Genomic DNA, 16,676 nt, shown 5'->3' with positions numbered 1-16,676 from the left:
TCCCTGTCGGCGTCGGGGAACACGATGCCACCACAGCAAATCGCCAGGCAACCGATTTATCGGTCTGGCAGTTCGGGACAGCAGCTACCGTGGGTGCAATGCGACGTACTTCGACGGGGGCAGTTCTCGGCGCGCTGGCGCTGACCATGGGGCTCGCCGGCTGTGATGCAAAGACCGAACTGCAGACCGACGGGCAGGCGTCCCGGGAGTCGTCCTCGTCGGCGGTGGTGTTCGCCGACCAGCTGCGTGCGCAGGTGTCGTCCGACGCGATGATGGGGCATCTGGGCAAGCTCCAGGAGATTGCCAACGCGCACGACGGCAACCGCGCGCTGGGCACCGCGGGGTACGACGCGAGCGTGGACTACGTCGTCGGCGCGCTGCGCGACAAGGGATTTGACGTGGAGACGCCGGAGTTCGAGGTGAAACTCCCGTTCGCCGAGGACCCTCAGGTGACTGTCGGTGGCCAGCCCGTCACCGCCAAGCCGCTGGAGTTCACCATCGGCACGGCCCAGGAAGGGGTGTCCGCACCGCTGGTGCCTGCCAAGGTGGAGGACACGCCGGGATGCGAGGCCGCCGACTACGACGGTCTACCCGTTGCCGGTGCGGTCGTGCTGGTCGACCGTGGCTCGTGCCCCTTCGCCGACAAGCAGGCCGCGGCCGCCGAGCGCGGTGCCGTCGCGATGATCGTCGTCAACACCAACAACGACGAGAAGATGGGCGGCACGCTGGGCCGCAACACCGACGTCAAGATCCCGGTGGTCAGCGTGACCAAGGACGAAGGCACCAGGCTGCGCAACGCACCCGGCCCCACCACGATCAAACTCGTCGCCGGGGTGCGCGTCGAGCACACCCGCAACATCATCGCCCAGACCAAGACCGGATCGACCTCCGACGTGGTCATGGTCGGGGCGCACCTCGACAGCGTGCCGGAGGGACCCGGGATCAACGACAACGGTTCCGGCGTGGCCGCGGTACTGGAAACCGCTCTGCAGTTGGGCGATTCGCCGGAGGTGGCCAATGCCGTGCGGTTCGGCTTCTGGGGAGCCGAGGAGGAAGGTTTGCTCGGCTCGACCAACTACGTCCAGTCCCTGGACACCGAAGCGCTCAAGGACATTGCCATGTACCTGAACTTCGACATGCTGGGCTCGCCCAACGCGGGCTACTTCACCTACGACGGTGACCAGTCCGCACCGCTGGATGAGCAGGGCCGTCCGCGGGTTCCCGAGGGCTCGGCGGGTATCGAGCGCACGCTGTCGACCTATCTGAAAGAGGCGGGAAAGACGCCGCGCGACACCAGTTTTGACGGTCGGTCCGACTACGACGGGTTCACCATGGCCGGGGTTCCCGCAGGTGGGTTGTTCTCGGGTGCCGAGGACAAGATGAACGCCGAGGAGGCCAAACTGTGGGCCGGTGAGGCGGATAAACCGTTCGACCCGAACTATCACAAGAACACCGATACCCTTGACCACGTGAACCGGGATGCTCTGCAGATACATGGCGAGGGAGTCGCATTTGCTGTCGGGCTGTATGCCCAAGATCAGCGGGGCCGCAACGGTTTACCGGTCCGCGCAGACCGCACGCGCCACCAGATCAACGCGCAGTGAGGGCGCGCCGACTCGCTGCTTTATTACTCGGTGCCGCACTCGCGGGTTGCTCGGCGCAGTCGGCGCCGAAGCCGGTCGAACCCCAGGACCTGGCGGGCAAGATCACCGTCGACGCCATGTTCACCCATCTGCGCAAGCTGCAGGAGATCGCCGACAGCCATGACGGCAACCGGGCGGTCGGCAGCTCCGGATACGACGCCAGCGTCGACTATGTGGCACAACTGCTGCGGGACAAGGGTTTCGACGTACAGACACCCGAGTTCGAGCGGATGGGTTCGATGCGCGGGGGTAAACCGGAGCTGAGCGTGTCCGGACGTACCTACCCGGTGGACCAGGCGTCGATGCTGGTGATGACGGCGCCGGGCGGGCTCACAGCGCCCACGTTGCACCCGGTCAAACCCTCGGGATGCGCGGCCGCCGACTACGGCTCGGTCAACATCAAGGGTGCCATTGCGGTCGTGGACGACACCGGGTGTTCCGTTGTGGACAAACAGAACACCGCGTTGGATAAGGGTGCGGTGGGGTTGCTGGTGGTCAACCGTGGGCGGCAGCCCGCTCCGGGTGGCTTGTTCAGCACCGGCTACTACCGGCACCTCACCGTGCCGGTCGGCGTCATCGACGAAACCGCAGATGCCGCACTGCTGGGTACCAGCGCCCCGGTTCGGCTGACCCTCGACGGCAAAGCCGAGATGGTCAAATCCCGCAACGTGACCGCGCAGACGAAGACCGGTTCGGCCTCGGACGTGGTGCTTGTCGGCGCGCACCTGGACAGTGTGGGTGGTGGCCCCGGTATCAACGACAACGGGTCCGGAGTGGCAGCCGTGCTGGAAACCGCGCTGCAGCTGGGTAGTTCGCCGAACACGACCAATGCGGTGCGGTTCGCGTTCTGGGGTGCCGAGGAGATGGGGCTGGAAGGGTCGACGCAGTACGTGCGCAACCTGCCGCTGGACCAACTCGACGACCTCGCGCTGTACCTGAACTTCGATATGGTCGGCTCACCCAACGCCGGGTTCTTCACCTACGACGGCGACCAGTCAGGCCAGGCCACGGATCCCAAGCCGATACCCGAGGGCTCGGCCGGTATCGAACGGACCATGGCGGGCTATCTCAACCTTGCCGGCGTGCGGCCCGCGGACATGCCGATCGGCATCAACTCCGATTACCACCCGCTCCTGCAGGCCGGGGTGCCGATCGGTGGCACGACCACCGGATCGTCGCAGCGCAAGACCCAGGTGCAGGCCCGGTTGTGGGGTGGCCGGGCCGGGGTGGCTTTCGATCCGAACTATCACACGCGGCGAGACACCATCGACAACGTCGATGCGCGCGCGCTGGGGATCATGGGATCGGCGATCGCGTTCACCGTCGGCACCTACGCCCGGTCGATCGAGGGTCCCAACGGTGTGCCCGCACGTGACAAGCGTCACCGCGGCTGATCCGGATTCACCGAGTGATCGTTTGAACCGCAGAGGGTAGGCCCCCGTTGTACAGGTATGGGAATTAACGTCGCGAGAATGCCCAGCCACAGCACCATTGCCGGCGTCCATGCGGTATTGCCTCCTCATCGGTACACCCAGGACGAGGTCACCAGCGCACTGCTGGACCTGCCCGGATACGCCGAGTCCGAGGGGGTGGTGCGGGCGCTGCACAAGAGCGCGAAAGTGAACAGCAGGTATCTGGTCCTGCCGCTCGAGGAATACGCCCGGCTCGACGATTTCGGTGAGAGCAACAGCCTGTTCATCGAGCACGCAACCGAACTGGGCTGCGCCGCACTGTCCGGGGCGCTCGACGATGCGGGTCTGCGTCCACAGGATGTGGACCTGATCATCACCACCACCGTCACGGGCGCCGTGGTCCCGTCGCTCGATGCCAGGATCGCCGGCCGCCTCGGCCTGCGGCCGGACGTGCGCCGCATCCCGATCTTCGGGCTGGGTTGTGTGGCCGGCGCCGCAGGCATCGCCCGGCTCAACGACTATCTGCGCGGCGCACCCGACAAGGTGGCGGTCCTGGTGTCGGTGGAACTGTGTTCGCTGACGCGCAAACACAATCCCTCGATGCCGACGCTGGTGGCCGGTGCGCTGTTCGGTGACGGCGCCGCCGCGGTGGTCGCCGTCGGCGAGGAACGGGCCAAGAAGCTGAACCCGACCGGGCCCGATGTGCTGGATTCCCGCAGTCATCTCTACCCGGATTCGTTGCACGCCATGGGCTGGGACATCGGTTCCGACGGGTTCGAGATCGTGCTCAGCGCCGAAGTTCCTGGCTTCGTGGGCCGTTACCTCGGAGATGACGTCGCCGGGTTCCTTGGGGACCACGGCCTTTCCGTCGACGACGTATCCGCCTGGGTGAGTCATCCGGGCGGACCGAAGGTGATCGAGGCGATCATCGAAACCCTCGGATTGCCTGAGGACGCACTGGATCTCACCTGGCAGTCTCTCGCCGACGTCGGCAATCTGTCGTCGTCCTCGGTGCTGCACGTCCTGCGTGACACCATCCGCAAACGGCCGGAGTCGGATACGCCCGGGGTGATGATGGCCATGGGTCCGGGTTTCTGCTCCGAACTCGTCCTGCTGCGTTGGCGCTGATGACGGCCAAGAGATTCACCGTGCTGATCGTCCTCGTCGCCGCCGAGCGGATTCTCGAGCTGGTGGTGTCGAAACGCAACCTGAAGTGGAGTATCGCCCAGGGCGGCAAGGAATTCGGGGCCGGTCACTATCCGGTGATGGTCGCGCTGCACAGCGCGCTGCTGGCAGGCGCGGTGGTGGAGGCCCGTCGACGGCGGCCGCGGCCGGTTCTCGGCTGGATCATGGTGGGGGTCGTACTCGCGGCTCAGGCGCTGCGCTGGTGGTGTATCACCACGCTCGGCAGACAGTGGAACACCAGGGTCGTGGTCGTGCCGGGCGCCACGCGCGTCGTCGACGGTCCGTACCGGTTGATTCCGCACCCGAACTACGTCGCGGTGGTCACGGAAGGGGCCGCCTTGCCGTTGGCCGGCGGCGCATGGTTCACCGCCCTGGTGTTCACCGTGGCCAACGCTGCGCTGCTGCGAACCCGGATCCGGGTGGAAAACGAAGCGTTGCAAGGCTTGACGTGATCGATCTGCTCGTCGCAGGTGGCGGCCCGGCCGGGCTGGCCACCGCGGTGCACGCGGCGCGCGCTGGGCTGGAGACCGTGGTGGTGGAACGCCGGCAGGGCCCGATCGACAAGGCCTGCGGTGAGGGGCTGATGCCGCATTCGGTCCGGCAGTTGCAGCGGCTGGGTGCGGAGGTGGACGGACGGGCCTTTCGGGGCATCCGCTACCTGGACGGGCGGCGCACCGCCGAGGCCAGGTTCCGCGACGGGTCCGGCTACGGGGTGCGTCGCACGGTGTTGCACGCCGCGCTGTCGGATGCGGCGTCGGCTGCCGGGGTCCGGGTGGTCCACGGTGAGGTGGGTGCGGTGACCCAGGACTCGACTTCGGTGAGCGCGGCGGGTTTTCGGGCCCGCTATCTGGCGGCGGCCGATGGTCTGCATTCACCGATCCGCCGCTCGCTGGGGCTCAGCGGCGGTGAGGGCAGGCGGCGCCGCTGGGGGATTCGGCGTCACGTCCAGATTGCCCCGTGGTCGGATTGCGTCGAGGTGTACTGGGGTGCCGACGCCGAGGCGTACGTGACGCCCGTCGGCGAGAACTGCGTCGGAATCGCGATCCTGACGTCCGAGCGCGGCGGCTTCGAGCAGCATCTGGCGGCGTTCCCGATGCTGGTCGAGCGGATCAAAGGCCTTGAGCACGGCCAGGACCGGGCCGCCGGGCCGTTGCGGCAGAAGGTCCGCAACCGTAGTGCGGGGCGGGTGTTGCTGGTCGGGGACGCGGCGGGCTACGTCGACGCACTGACCGGAGAGGGGATGGGCCTGGCCTTCGGCGCCGCCGAACTCCTGGTGGGTTGCGTGCGGACCGACCGGCCCGGTGACTACGACCGGCAGTGGCGCGGGCTGACCCGCCGCTACCGGCTGCTGACCGCAGCCCTGTTGCACGGCAGCGGTTTCGGCCCGGTGCGGGCCTGCATCACCCCGGCCTCGGCGGCGCTGCCGTCGGTGTTCGCCCGGGTGGTCAATGCTCTCGGTGAGTAGGTTGTGCCAGGTTGCCGAGGTACTCCAGCATCCGCATGCCGTGGAACACCAGCAGCGCGGCGATGGAGCCCAACGCGATCCCGGTGAAGGTCAGTGAGCCGAGCTGCCAGGTGAAGTCGGCGATCCCGATGATCAATGGAATCGCTGCGGTCATCTGGTTGACCGGTTTGGAGAAGTCCACGTGATTGGTGAGCCAGATCCGCACACCCAGGATGCCGACCAGACCGTAGAGCACGATCGTCGCCCCGCCCAGCACACCTGGCGGGATGGCCGAGATCGCCGCTCCGACCTTGGGGCACAACGACAATGCGATGGCCACGGCCGCCGCGACCCAGTAAGCCGCGGTCGAGTAGACCCGGGTGGCCGCCATCACGCCGATGTTCTCGGCGTAGGTGGTGGTGGCCGAACCGCCGCCGGCGCCGGCCAGTACGGTGGCCACCCCGTCGGCGGCCAGCGCACGCCCGATCATCGGATCGAGGTCGGTGCCGGTCATCTGCCCCACCGACTTGACGTGCCCGATGTTCTCGGCGACCAGAGCGATCACCGCGGGCAGGAACAGCGGTAGTACCGCCAGGCTGAACTCCGGCGTGTGGAACTCGGGCAGCCCGATCCACGGCGCCGCCGCGATCGCCGCAGTGTCCACGTCGCCGAGGACCAGCGCCAGCAGATACCCGCTCACAACCGCGCCGAAGATGGCCAGTCGGCCGATCAGTCCTTTGAAGAAAGCCAGAGTGGCGACCAGCAATACCAATGTCACCAACCCGACCAGCGGGCCTTTCTCGAAATTGGCCTTGGCCGCCGGGGCCAGGTTGAAGCCGATCAGTGCGACGATCGCGCCGGTCACCACCGGCGGCAGGGTCAGGTCGATCCACCGGGTTCCGATCAGGTGCACCACCGCGCCGATGAGGATCAGCAGCATTCCGACGGCGATCAAACCACCCAGCGCGCTGCCGGTTCCGTGCGCTGCCACGGCCGCGGTGACCGGGGCGATCACCGAGAAACTCGACCCCAGATAGCTAGGTAGCCGGTTGCCGGTGATGAGCAGGAACAGGATGGTCCCGACCCCGGAGAACAGCAGGGTGGTGGCCGGCGGAAAGCCGGTGAGCACTGGAACCAGGAATGTGGCGCCGAACATGGCCACCACGTGCTGGGCGCCGATGCCGATCGTGCTGGCCCAATCGAGCCGTTCCCCGGGGTTGACGACGAAGTCGTCGTCGGTGCGGGTCTCGACGTATTTCCAACTCAGCGGAATCACGAGTGTTGACTGAACACCATGAGCGGTCGTCGCGCACCCCAAACGTGGCTCCCGGGACTGGCACAGTTCACCGGCTACCAGCGGTCCTGGCTGCGCGGTGACGTCCTGGCCGGGGTGACGGTCGCGGTGGAGGCGTTCCGGAACCGTTAGGCGTCTACACGCGTCGAGCGGCCAGTTGTAACACGCGCTTCCGGGAAACCTGCGCCATAACTGGCCACTCGGCGCCGGTCAGCGGCGGCGCACGCCATAAATCACCGCACCGAGCGCGACCACCGCCAGCCCGGCGAGCACCGAGGCCAGCGGCAGAGAGAAGGCCAGCACCAGGCAGCCGACCAGGCCGAGTGCCGGAATGACCCTCCGGCCCAGAGTCCAGGCGGCCGCATTTGCGATCGCGTAGTACAACAACACCGCGAACGACGAAAACCCTATCGCCCCACGAAGATCCACCACGGCCGCCAGGATGGCCACGACAATGCCGACGAGCACCTCGGCCCGATGCGGCACGGCGAACCGCGGGTGTACGGCGGCCAGTGCATGCGGCAGGTGATGGTCGCGGGCCATCGCCAGCGTCGTGCGTGACACCCCGAGGATCAGGGCCAGTAGCGAGCCCAGCGCCGCCACCGCCGCTCCGGCCCGCACCACCGGTTGCCACTGCGGGGCGCCTGCGGCGGCCACGGCATCGGCCAGTGGAGCGGACGCGGTTGCCAGACCCGAACTGCCCAGGACCGACAGCGCGGCGACGGCCACCACCGCGTAGATCACCAGCGCGATACCGAGTGCGATCGGAATCGCGCGCGGAATGGTGCGCGCCGGGTCGCGGACTTCTTCACCCAGAGTGGCGATCCGGGCATAACCGGCGAACGCGAAGAACAACAGGCCCGCGGCCTGCAGCACGCCGCGGGCACCGACGTCGTCACCGATCTCCAGGCGGGAGAGGTCAATGCTGCCGGAACCGGCGATGATCACCACGACCGCGCTCAGGACCGCCAGCACGCACGCGACGATGATCCGGGTGAGCAAGGCCGACTTCTGGATACCGGTGTAGTTCACGGCCGTCAACGCCACCACGGCGGCCACCGCCACGGCATGCGCCCACTGCGGCCACACATACAGCCCGACCGTCAAAGCCATCGCCGCGCACGACGCGGTCTTTCCGACGATGAAACTCCACCCGGCCGTGTAACCCCAGAACTCGCCGAGACGTTCGCGCCCGTAGACGTAGGTGCCGCCGGACTGCGGGTAGCGCGCGGCCAACCGCGCCGAGGATGTCGCGTTGCAGTAGGCGACGACGGCGGCGACGGCGAGGCCGATGAGCAGTCCGGTTCCGGCCGCATGAGCAGCCGGAGCGAGGGCCGCGAAAATGCCCGCCCCCACCATGGAACCCAGGCCGATCACGACAGCGTCGGTGGTCCCGAGTCTGCGTTGCAGCCCGCCGGGCGTGGTCACCCCGCGATAGTAGTGCCGTGCCTGCTATCCGGCAGGCCGGCGTGGATGAAAGAAGACACCTTCAGCGCGGACCGTGATGCCGTCCGGGGTGGCGAGGTGACCGACCGCAAAGGTCTTGACACCTTCTACCCGGTCGATGTGCGCCTCGGCGCGAACAGGTCCGAGCCGAGTGCCGGCTTCGTAGCGGAGGGTAAGAGTGCCGGTCACGGCAGGCTGCCCTGGCTTGTGTGCCGTTGCGCCGAGGACGTGGTCGAGCAAGAGCGCGCAGATTCCCCCGTGCACGTGGCCGGCGGGCCCTTCGTATGCCGCACCGAGCGTCACGTCGGCCCAAACTCGCCCGTCGGACTCGTGGTGGACCACCAAGGGCGGAGCCACGGCATTGCGGAGCCCGATGACGGCGTTTCCCCACGCCAGTGATTGGCCGTCGACGGCTTGTTGCACACCGAACGAACCGGGGATCAGCGACTGGCTGAGTTCGCTTGCGGCCGCATCGATCTTCGCCTTGGCGGACAGGAGAGTGTCGAGATCGGCTTGACTTCGGATGGTCGCATCGACGAGTCGGCGGACGGATTCGGTGATGGATGCGTAAAGCGCTTCTGGGACATGGGTTTCGCTGTGAATGGACAATTCCTCACTCCCTCGTGGAATCGAGTCGCCGGTCATCGAAGCCACCGTAATCACCGCGGTAGAACAACAACGGCTGTCCGCCGTCGGCGCTCAACGAGGTGACATGGGCGACGACGATGGTGTGGTCGCCCGCGCCGTGCTCGTACTCAAGATCGGCTTCGATGGTGGCCAACGTGTCGTGCAGGCGCGGGGCGCCGTTCGCAGCCGGGCTCCAGTGGACTCCGGCGAACTTGTCCACGCTGCTGCGTGCGAACTGGGCACAGACCGCTTGCTGATGGTCGGCCAGGATGTTGATGCACATCCGGCCGGTAGCTCGGATCAGCGGCCAGGTCGAGGAGGATCGCGACGGGCAGAACGACACGTAGGGTGGCTCCAGCGACACCGACGTCACCGATTGGCAGGTGAAACCCAGCGGTCGCTGCCCGTCGTGACCGGTGATGACAGCGATGCCGGTGCAGAAGTGACCGAGCACCGCCCTCATGTCCTGGGGGCCTGGTCGTTGGGGTGGGCTGCCCAGTGTCGCAGTGCTATCGAGTCCCATCGCTGCGTCTCCCTCATCTCGAGTCGTGAACCAGATTCGTCGAGACATGGACCGTGGGCAACGGTGTCTCCCGGTCAGTGGTTTGGCCGGAGAGGTGTCGTGACCTCGATTGTTACCCTTGCACCATGGAAGATTCCGAGCAGACAGCCAAGCCGGCGCTGGCCGCGAACAGCTGGGCGCTGCTCGGGTTGCTGTCGTACGAGCAAGAACTCTCCGGTTACGACATCCGCAAATGGCTCCACTGGAGCATGCGCTTTTACTACGGCAGCCCCGCTTACAGCCAGATCTACTCCGATCTGAAGAAGCTCGAAAAGATGGGCTACCTCACCTCGCGGGTCGACGGCACCGGTACGCGCAACCGCCGCCTCTACAAGATCACGCAGTCGGGCCTGGACGCCGTCACGCAGTGGGCACGGAAGACGCCACCGGATCCTCCGTCGTTGAAGCACCCGGCACTCATGCGGGTGACGATGGGCCACCTGAGTGACCCCGCCACGCTGAAGCAGATACTCCAGGAGCACTTGGCCTACGTCGATGAGATGCAACGCGACGCCGCCAAAGACGCCCGTTGGGCCGGCGTCAATCCGTCATGGGCATACGCCAAGATCGCGTTGGATTGGGCGGATCGCTACTACGCGTCCGAACGGGAGCTCACGCTGCAACTCATCAAAGATCTCGACGAGGCCGAGGCCAACTTCCCGAAAGTCGGTGAAGGCGCCAAGATCCCGTGGCCAGACCCTTCGTACTGGTACGAGATCGAGAAGAAAGCCGACGCCGAAGACGCCGACTGACTTTCCTCCCGTCGTGTTACTTTCCCGCCGCGTCGAGTGCGGCGATGTAGCCGTAGACCAACCCTTGTGCGATGGTCGCCCCGGCACCGGGATAGGTATTGCCGAATGCGTTGGCGGCGGTGTTGCCGATCGCATAAAGCCCGTCGATGACGGTGCCGTCCTCGCGAAGCACGTGTGCTTGGGCGTCGGCTCGTAGGCCGCCGCAGGTACCCAGGTCGCTGAGCACCATCTTGACCGCGTAGAACGGGCCTTTGACCAGCGGCCGCAGGTTGGGGTTCGGCGTGACCGTGGGATCGCCGTAGTAACGGTCGTAGGCGCTGCGGCCGCGTTCGAAGTCGGGATCCTCACCGGCGAACGAGTTCTCGTTGAACCGCCTGACGGTGGCCGAGAAACTGTCCTCGGGCACCCGCATCTTGGTTGCCAGCTCGTTGAAATTGTCTGCCTTGACCGCGATTCCGGCGTCGTACCAGGTCTGGGGGATCGGCATGCGCGGAAACAGTTCGGCGGCAAAGACGTAGCTGTTGCGGTACTGCTGATCGAAGACGATCCACATGCTTTCGACCGGGGTTCCCGAAGCTTCCCGTTCCAGGACGCGTTGCCCGAAGCTCATGTAGTCGGCCGATTCGTTCGCAAACCGTTGACCGTCCTGGTCGACGATGAACGATCCGGGCAACGACCGCTCCGCGAGCATCACCGCAGGAGCGGCCTCCGGGAGTGGCGCCACGGCGGGGAACCACCATGATTGATCCATCAAGGCGATGTCGGCGCCGACCTCTTGTCCCAGTCGGATGGCGTCTCCGGTGTTGGATTCGGCACCGAGGCTGAGATTGCTTCCGAGAGACTCGGATTGGAACTTGTGACGCATCTTCATGTCGTGATCGAAACCGCCGGCGGCGAGTACGACGCCGCGTCGGGCGGTGACGGTGAACGTCTTGTCGCCATGCTCGACGACGGCGCCAGTGACGCGGCCTCCGTCGGTGACCAGCTCGGTCAGTGAGGTGTCGAGCCAGATCGGAATGCCGGCCCGGATCGCCCCGGCGAACAATCCGGCGGCCAGGGCCTGACCACCGGCGGCGTAACGCCTACCGAGGGCGAGCCCGCCGATGCCCTGCGCAAGTCGTTTTGCGATGGTGGGCAGCCCTTTTCGTGGCACCCGGCTCATCAGGTTCAGCCAGCGGTAGTCGGCACCGGTGGTCGGCATCGGAATCTTGACTTCCATGACGCCGGGCCGTAGGTCGGCCAGGTATTCGCCTAGCACGGCCGTGTTGAGCGGGCGGCATTCGCAGGTGCGTCCCGCCGCCGACCCGCCGGGGGCCTCGGGGTGATAGTCGGAGTACTCCTTGGCCCAGAACAGCTTCATGGGTGTGGTTCGGCGCAACATTTCGACCGTGGCCGGCAGGTTGTCGAGGTATGCGGCGGAGCGCTCCCGTGGTGCGGAATCCCCGACGACCGACTCCAGGTACGTGTGTGCCCGGGACACTGGGTCGTTGCCACCGCAGTCCTCGATCACCGGGCTCGACGGCAGCCAGAGCGCACCACCGGATCGGGCCGTCGAACCGCCGACGTAGGACGACTTCTCGACGACGAGAACGGACAATCCCTGCTCGCGGGCTGCCAGGGCCGCGGCCAGGCCGGTACCGGATCCGACGACGAGAAGATCGACGTCGGTGGCGGCAACGGTCAGTCCGGCGGGAATGGTCTTGTGGGTGGTGGCGGTCACGACCGGAGACGATAGGGCGACAACCGGCAAAGTTGATTCCGGTCTCCTGTTGAGCGGAACACTGACCTTCCCGCCGGTCCGTCACCGCAGTTCAATGGGGTCATGACGACGCACGCAGATACCGACGAAATTCGGTTGATCGAGGCCGGTTCGGTACCCACCAGATTCGCTCGCGGCTGGCACTGCCTGGGGTTGGTCCGCGAATTCGGTGATGGAGAGCCTCACCAGATCAATGCCTTCGGGCAGAAGCTGGTGGTGTTCCGGGGCGAGGACGGCGCCATCAACGTGCTCGACGGCTACTGCCGGCACATGGGCGGAGACCTCTCGCAGGGGACGGTGAAGGGCAACGAGATCGCCTGCCCGTTCCACGATTGGCGCTGGGGCGGCGACGGCCGGTGCAAGTTGGTGCCTTACGCCAAGCGCACCCCGCGGCTGGCCCGCACCGCGGCCTGGCCCACGCTGCAGCAGGACGGCATGCTGTTCGTCTGGAATGACCCCGAGCGCAAGCCGCCGCCGGCAGACGTGACGATCCCGCGCATCGAGGGGGCCACCAGCGACGGGTGGACCGAATGGCACTGGTACACCACAGTCGTCAACACCAACTGCCGCGAGATCATCGACAACGTCGTCGACATGGCGCATTTCTTCTACATCCACGGTTCGCTTCCCACGCACTTCAAGAACATTTTCGAAGGCCAAGTCGCCACTCAGTACATGAAGAGTGCGGGCCGGCCGGATATCGGCGACCCCGAGGGGTCCAAGCTGCTCGGCACCACGTCGCTGGCCGCCTATCACGGCCCGTCGTTCATGATCGACGATCTGACCTATCACTACCAGGAGTTCGATCAGCGCACGGTCCTGATCAACTGCCACTATCCGATCGACGCCAATTCTTTTGTGCTGCAGTACGGCATCGTGGTGGAGAAGAATGCGGCCATGCCGGAGGAACTCGCCATGGAGACCGCTATCGCACTCGGCGATTTCGTCAAGATGGGATTCGAGCAGGACGTCGAGATCTGGCGCAACAAGACCCGGATCGACAATCCGCTGCTCGTGGAAGAGGACGGGCCGGTCTACCAGCTGCGACGCTGGTATGAGCAGTTCTATGTCGATGCGGCCGACGTCGCGCCGGACATGGTGGACCGCTTCGAATTCGAGCTGGACACCACCCGGCCGTACGAGGCCTGGATGAAGGAAGTGGAAGCCAATCTGGCTGCCCGCACCGCCACCTCCGGGTCCGTGGGGTGAGGATGGCCGTCCGTCCGGACAATCGTCTCGACGACGCGCCGATGGCGCCGGTGACGTGCGCACGTTGCGGCGCCGGCGTCGAGGTGCGCAAGAGCAGCTGGAACCAGACCAGCGTTCAGTGGTCCGGCGCCGCCCTGGCGCGTTGTGAAGAGCGTTGCACAGCTGCACAATTGGCCGGCAACGGTGGGCACGGTTTGTTCCTGGCCTGCTCGGCTTTGGGTGTTTCCATCGCCGACGCCGTGCGCACGGGAGCGCTGCAGGTCGTCGACGAGACGTCGTGAAGCCCGGAACCGTCGGCTACCTCTTCAGGAGGCCGACGGTACGGGCGATCCGTTCTGACAGTTCTCCCGCAGCGATGCGCTGCTGAGCGAATGCGGCGATGTTGGACATCCAGACGTCGGAGAGGATTTCGGCCGCGCCGATCTCCCTCGTTGCCGAATTCTCGCCTCCGACGGCACGAACAAAGATCCGAACGGTCTGCCGTCGCACCAGGTCGGCCTGGGTCGCAGCAGTTCCGTCGGCATAGAGATACGGGCGAATCATGGCTTCGGCAAATCGTGGTGAGGAGCAGAGCCTGCCGGTGAGCGCCAGGGAAACCTGCAGCAGACGCTGAAACGGATCCGTGTCGCCGGTGCCGCAACGATAGTCAGTTTCGAAATCCCACAGCCATTCGTAGAAGCATGCGAGCAGCAGGTCATCCTTCGATGGGAAGTATTGGTACACAGTGCTCGCCGACATGTCTGCCGTCGCGGCGACTGTACGGATTTGGCATGCGTCGTAGCCCTGGAAGGCCAGCGACATCGCGGCATTGACAATCCGCTCACGACGGGCCATCCGGCGCGCGGTGAGTTCTGTTGTTCCCAAGCATGAATCGGTCGCCTGGGGGCGAAACATCGCTACTTTCAACTCAGATGCGCTCACGGTGACAACACTAGATTCCGCTCAGGTGGTTGAGCGCAGTTGCTCTCGCTGACCGGGCACTAGCTACCAAAGATTTCCAGCGGACCCACATACGCACGGTTGGCCTTGATGCGTTCGGTGATACGCCAACGACCATCGCCGTCACGCCGCCAGGTGTCGTGGTAGTCGCCCAGCGTGTAGAAGCGGGTCGAAGGGTCGCCGGCAGTATTCAGGTGGACGTCGCGGATGTAAGCCTTGCTCGTGGCGGTGTCGTCGACGACATCGATGATGATGTTTCCCAACAGATGTTGGGCAGGGCCACAACTGTCGAGGAATCCGCGAATCATGTCGAGGATGGCGGCAACTCCCACCAGGCGTCCGGTGCCGAAGTCTCCTTCGACGTCGTCGGCCAGGATCGCGGCCATCGCCGCCCAGTCCCGGTTGTCCATCGCGCGGGCAAACAGATGCAGCGCCCGTTCGATGTCTCGCTCATCGCGCATCACCTTCAGGGCGACTGAATCCATGCCCACATTCCTTCCACTGCTCAGGTGTGCGCGCCGCCGTCGACGCGAATCTCGGTGCCGGTGATGAACGCGCCGTCATCGGAGGCGACCATGGCGATGACCGATGCTACTGCGCCTGGGTCCCCGAGGATTTCGCTTTCGGTGCCGTGCAGCAGCGGGGTCTGCTTGGCCCACAGGCCGAGGTCGTATCCCTCCGGCATCTTGTCAAGAGTGCTGTTGGCCAGGGCCGTTGACACCCCGCCGGGCTGGATGTTGACCGCGCGCAGACCCTGCTTCGAGTACTCCAGTGCCAGTGAGTGGGTGAAGCTGAGTATGCCGCCCTTGCTGGCCGCATACGCCGCCATGTAAGGGTGCGCGAACATCGCGGCGGTCGACGTGAAGTTCACGACCACGCCTCGCCCCGATTCGAGCAGAGCAGGGAGCGCCTGGCGCGTCATGAGGAAGGTGCCGGTGAGGTTGACCGCCAAGGTGCGGTTCCACTCCTCAAGAGTGGTTTCGTGGGTGTGCGAACACGTTTGCATCGCAGCCACATTGACCAGAACCTCAAGGCCGCCCAGCTCGGCGACGGCAGCGTCTACCGCGGCGATCACGTCCTCCTCGCGCGATATGTCGAGGACGGCTGTGGTGAGCCGCTTTGCGGTGCCTGCTTCCTCGGCGGCTTCGGTAGTCGCGGCCAGGCCGTCGGCCGAGATGTCGTAGGCCACCACCGTCGCACCTTCATCGAGCAGGCGCGCCACGGTGGCCGCGCCGATACCCGACCCGGCGCCGGTGACGATCACGCGACGATCTGAGAAACGGTCCATCAGATATCCCCTTCGAGATCAGGCGAGTTGAAAGGCGGAGATCGGAGCCTCTTCCGGGTAGCTGCTGGGGCCACCGAGGTCGTAGGCGGCGTTGAGCGCTCCGATGAACGCCGGGTCATGCAACGGCTCGCCGGGTACGTCGAGCTTGATGCCCTTGACCTTGAGATCGTCGACCATCATCCCGATGGCGCGTTCGATCGTGATGTCGTCCGAACCGTCCATGTTCTTCTTGAGTTCTTCGTAGTCGGAGAACACCTCGGCAGACCAGTGGACGAGGAACCTCAGCTCGTCGGTGTGGTGGCGGGCAATGACATCTTCGCCGTTCTTCAGCAGCCACTGGTCGCGGTCTGCCGGGTCGCCAGTGAACACGGTGTCGAACGCCAGGCCGGCCGGAACCTGTTGCTCCAATGGGCCGTTGGCTTCTCCGCGGTGCATCATCATCTCGTTCTGCACGACGACGCCGCGGTTGTTGATCGGCGGCAGTACCCGGGCCGGCGGCTTGAGCGGACCCTCGGGCCAGTACGTGAAGCCCGAACCTTCGTCGAGGGAGAACCAGGTGATCACCTGAGCCATCTTGATCAGGTAGTCGGTGAACAGGCCGGACTTGCCCATCACGCTGCACAACCAGGTGGGGGCGTTCTCGTGGCGCACGCCGCGGAAGCTGGGGGAGTCCAGGTGCCCGGGATCGCGGTTGGCGCAAGGTCCGTTGATGTTGAACAGCATCATTTCCGGCTTGGCGTACTCGGCGTTCCAGTAGCTCTTGGCCTGCTCGATGAAGCCGGCGTTGTAGAAGCAGTCATGCAGTTCGGGGTAGAGGGCGGTGCCGTAATTGGCCAGGTAACCGCGGAACGTCGGCGTGAGGAACAAGTCCAGTGACGGCGTGAACCCTTCGGGGAAGGCGCCGCTCATGGTGGCCATCAGCTCGTCGGCCGAGGCGAAGTGCTGGGCGATGATGAGTTTCCATGGGCCCTGGGTGTGTACGACGTCGAGCAGTCTGCGCTTCTGGTCTTCGGTGTAGATGTCGGTGAGCTCGCGCGGTGGGGCGGCAGGACGCAGGATGTCGGACAGCTCAAGGCGCCGCTCGTCGGTCAGCATTCTTGTCTCCTAAAGGCTTTC

At 65.7% G+C, this 16,676-nt stretch carries 18 protein-coding genes; 9 read left to right on the top strand and 9 right to left on the bottom strand.

What is annotated here, in order from left to right:
* Positions 1-98: 98 nt before the first annotated feature.
* The 5 genes from AB0876_RS21380 to AB0876_RS21360 all read left to right on the top strand — a co-directional run bounded on the left by AB0876_RS21380 (position 99) and on the right by AB0876_RS21360 (position 5,705).
* Positions 99-1,604 (top strand): M28 family metallopeptidase, encoded by a 1,506-nt coding sequence (locus tag AB0876_RS21380; RefSeq protein WP_526042903.1) that lies wholly within the window; start codon positions 99-101, stop codon positions 1,602-1,604.
* Positions 1,601-3,037 carry a M28 family metallopeptidase gene (locus AB0876_RS21375; protein ID WP_526042902.1) on the top strand — a complete coding sequence of 479 codons (1,437 nt, stop codon included), beginning with the start codon at positions 1,601-1,603 and terminating at the stop codon, positions 3,035-3,037. Before AB0876_RS21380 ends, AB0876_RS21375 begins: the two co-directional genes overlap by 4 nt.
* Positions 3,038-3,115: 78 nt before the next feature.
* Entirely contained in the window at positions 3,116-4,183 is a 1,068-nt protein-coding gene (locus tag AB0876_RS21370) for a type III polyketide synthase (RefSeq protein WP_491841464.1), read from the top strand.
* A complete protein-coding gene (locus AB0876_RS21365; protein WP_526042901.1) occupies positions 4,183-4,692 on the top strand; it encodes an isoprenylcysteine carboxyl methyltransferase family protein in 510 nt (169 codons plus the stop codon). Before AB0876_RS21370 ends, AB0876_RS21365 begins: the two co-directional genes overlap by 1 nt.
* The gene (locus AB0876_RS21360; RefSeq protein ID WP_526042900.1) at positions 4,689-5,705 is read left to right on the top strand and encodes an NAD(P)/FAD-dependent oxidoreductase; all 1,017 of its coding nucleotides are present in this window, start codon (positions 4,689-4,691) and stop codon (positions 5,703-5,705) included. Before AB0876_RS21365 ends, AB0876_RS21360 begins: the two co-directional genes overlap by 4 nt.
* Here AB0876_RS21360 and AB0876_RS21355 read toward each other — a convergent pair.
* The gene (locus tag AB0876_RS21355) at positions 5,686-6,960 is read right to left on the bottom strand and encodes a uracil-xanthine permease family protein (RefSeq protein WP_526042899.1); all 1,275 of its coding nucleotides are present in this window, start codon (positions 6,958-6,960) and stop codon (positions 5,686-5,688) included. The two genes, AB0876_RS21360 and AB0876_RS21355, sit on opposite strands and share 20 nt — an antisense overlap.
* An 18-nt stretch (positions 6,961-6,978) precedes the next feature.
* Here AB0876_RS21355 and AB0876_RS21350 point away from each other — a divergent pair, with 18 nt between their 5' ends.
* The gene (locus tag AB0876_RS21350) at positions 6,979-7,110 is read left to right on the top strand and encodes a hypothetical protein (RefSeq protein WP_491841460.1); all 132 of its coding nucleotides are present in this window, start codon (positions 6,979-6,981) and stop codon (positions 7,108-7,110) included.
* A 78-nt stretch (positions 7,111-7,188) separates the two neighbouring features.
* Here the strand turns inward: AB0876_RS21350 and AB0876_RS21345 are convergent, their stop codons facing one another.
* The 3 genes from AB0876_RS21345 to AB0876_RS21335 are packed head-to-tail and all read right to left on the bottom strand — an operon-like array spanning position 7,189 to position 9,574.
* On the bottom strand, positions 7,189-8,406 hold the full coding sequence (locus AB0876_RS21345) for an amino acid permease (RefSeq protein ID WP_526042898.1): 1,218 nt from the start codon (positions 8,404-8,406) through the stop codon (positions 7,189-7,191).
* Between the two features lie 24 nt (positions 8,407-8,430).
* Positions 8,431-9,069 (bottom strand): PaaI family thioesterase, encoded by a 639-nt coding sequence (locus tag AB0876_RS21340; protein WP_491841458.1) that lies wholly within the window; start codon positions 9,067-9,069, stop codon positions 8,431-8,433.
* Positions 9,038-9,574 carry a flavin reductase family protein gene (locus tag AB0876_RS21335; protein ID WP_491841457.1) on the bottom strand — a complete coding sequence of 179 codons (537 nt, stop codon included), beginning with the start codon at positions 9,572-9,574 and terminating at the stop codon, positions 9,038-9,040. The genes AB0876_RS21340 and AB0876_RS21335 overlap by 32 nt, the downstream gene beginning before the upstream one ends.
* A 125-nt stretch (positions 9,575-9,699) precedes the next feature.
* Here AB0876_RS21335 and AB0876_RS21330 point away from each other — a divergent pair, with 125 nt between their 5' ends.
* Positions 9,700-10,365 (top strand): PadR family transcriptional regulator, encoded by a 666-nt coding sequence (locus AB0876_RS21330; protein WP_491841456.1) that lies wholly within the window; start codon positions 9,700-9,702, stop codon positions 10,363-10,365.
* Between the two features lie 16 nt (positions 10,366-10,381).
* Here AB0876_RS21330 and AB0876_RS21325 read toward each other — a convergent pair whose 3' ends face one another.
* Positions 10,382-12,085 (bottom strand): 3-ketosteroid-delta-1-dehydrogenase, encoded by a 1,704-nt coding sequence (locus AB0876_RS21325; RefSeq protein ID WP_491841455.1) that lies wholly within the window; start codon positions 12,083-12,085, stop codon positions 10,382-10,384.
* Between the two features lie 102 nt (positions 12,086-12,187).
* Between AB0876_RS21325 and AB0876_RS21320 the strand changes: the two genes are divergently transcribed.
* Both AB0876_RS21320 and AB0876_RS21315 read left to right on the top strand, forming a co-directional pair.
* Positions 12,188-13,333, top strand: coding sequence for a 3-ketosteroid-9-alpha-hydroxylase subunit A (locus AB0876_RS21320; protein ID WP_526042897.1), 1,146 nt, complete (start codon positions 12,188-12,190; stop codon positions 13,331-13,333).
* A 2-nt stretch (positions 13,334-13,335) separates the two neighbouring features.
* Entirely contained in the window at positions 13,336-13,614 is a 279-nt protein-coding gene (locus AB0876_RS21315; protein ID WP_491841453.1) for a ferredoxin, read from the top strand.
* Positions 13,615-13,630: 16 nt separating this feature from the next.
* Here AB0876_RS21315 and AB0876_RS21310 read toward each other — a convergent pair whose 3' ends face one another.
* The 4 genes from AB0876_RS21310 to AB0876_RS21295 are packed head-to-tail and all read right to left on the bottom strand — an operon-like array spanning position 13,631 to position 16,655.
* Entirely contained in the window at positions 13,631-14,254 is a 624-nt protein-coding gene (locus AB0876_RS21310; RefSeq protein WP_491841452.1) for a TetR/AcrR family transcriptional regulator, read from the bottom strand.
* Positions 14,255-14,313: 59 nt separating this feature from the next.
* On the bottom strand, positions 14,314-14,757 hold the full coding sequence (locus tag AB0876_RS21305) for a nuclear transport factor 2 family protein (RefSeq protein ID WP_491841451.1): 444 nt from the start codon (positions 14,755-14,757) through the stop codon (positions 14,314-14,316).
* Positions 14,758-14,777: 20 nt separating this feature from the next.
* Positions 14,778-15,560, bottom strand: coding sequence for an SDR family NAD(P)-dependent oxidoreductase (locus AB0876_RS21300; RefSeq protein WP_491841450.1), 783 nt, complete (start codon positions 15,558-15,560; stop codon positions 14,778-14,780).
* An 18-nt stretch (positions 15,561-15,578) separates the two neighbouring features.
* Entirely contained in the window at positions 15,579-16,655 is a 1,077-nt protein-coding gene (locus AB0876_RS21295; RefSeq protein ID WP_526042896.1) for a hypothetical protein, read from the bottom strand.
* Positions 16,656-16,676 lie beyond the last annotated feature (21 nt).

The organism is Mycobacterium sp. NPDC049093 (assembly GCF_040704635.1).
GTDB lineage: Bacteria > Actinomycetota > Actinomycetes > Mycobacteriales > Mycobacteriaceae > Mycobacterium.
This window is presented reverse-complemented; position numbering and strand designations above follow the sequence as displayed.

Coding starts and splice junctions, on each gene's coding strand:
- AB0876_RS21370 (WP_491841464.1), top strand. CDS start 3,116: ATGCCCAGCCACAGCACCATTGCCGGCGTCCATGCGGTATTGCCTCCT.
- AB0876_RS21335 (WP_491841457.1), bottom strand. CDS start 9,574: ATGGGACTCGATAGCACTGCGACACTGGGCAGCCCACCCCAACGACCA.
- AB0876_RS21295 (WP_526042896.1), bottom strand. CDS start 16,655: ATGCTGACCGACGAGCGGCGCCTTGAGCTGTCCGACATCCTGCGTCCT.
- AB0876_RS21330 (WP_491841456.1), top strand. CDS start 9,700: ATGGAAGATTCCGAGCAGACAGCCAAGCCGGCGCTGGCCGCGAACAGC.
- AB0876_RS21320 (WP_526042897.1), top strand. CDS start 12,188: ATGACGACGCACGCAGATACCGACGAAATTCGGTTGATCGAGGCCGGT.
- AB0876_RS21315 (WP_491841453.1), top strand. CDS start 13,336: ATGGCCGTCCGTCCGGACAATCGTCTCGACGACGCGCCGATGGCGCCG.
- AB0876_RS21380 (WP_526042903.1), top strand. CDS start 99: ATGCGACGTACTTCGACGGGGGCAGTTCTCGGCGCGCTGGCGCTGACC.
- AB0876_RS21300 (WP_491841450.1), bottom strand. CDS start 15,560: ATGGACCGTTTCTCAGATCGTCGCGTGATCGTCACCGGCGCCGGGTCG.
- AB0876_RS21365 (WP_526042901.1), top strand. CDS start 4,183: ATGACGGCCAAGAGATTCACCGTGCTGATCGTCCTCGTCGCCGCCGAG.
- AB0876_RS21350 (WP_491841460.1), top strand. CDS start 6,979: ATGAGCGGTCGTCGCGCACCCCAAACGTGGCTCCCGGGACTGGCACAG.
- AB0876_RS21340 (WP_491841458.1), bottom strand. CDS start 9,069: ATGACCGGCGACTCGATTCCACGAGGGAGTGAGGAATTGTCCATTCAC.
- AB0876_RS21305 (WP_491841451.1), bottom strand. CDS start 14,757: ATGGATTCAGTCGCCCTGAAGGTGATGCGCGATGAGCGAGACATCGAA.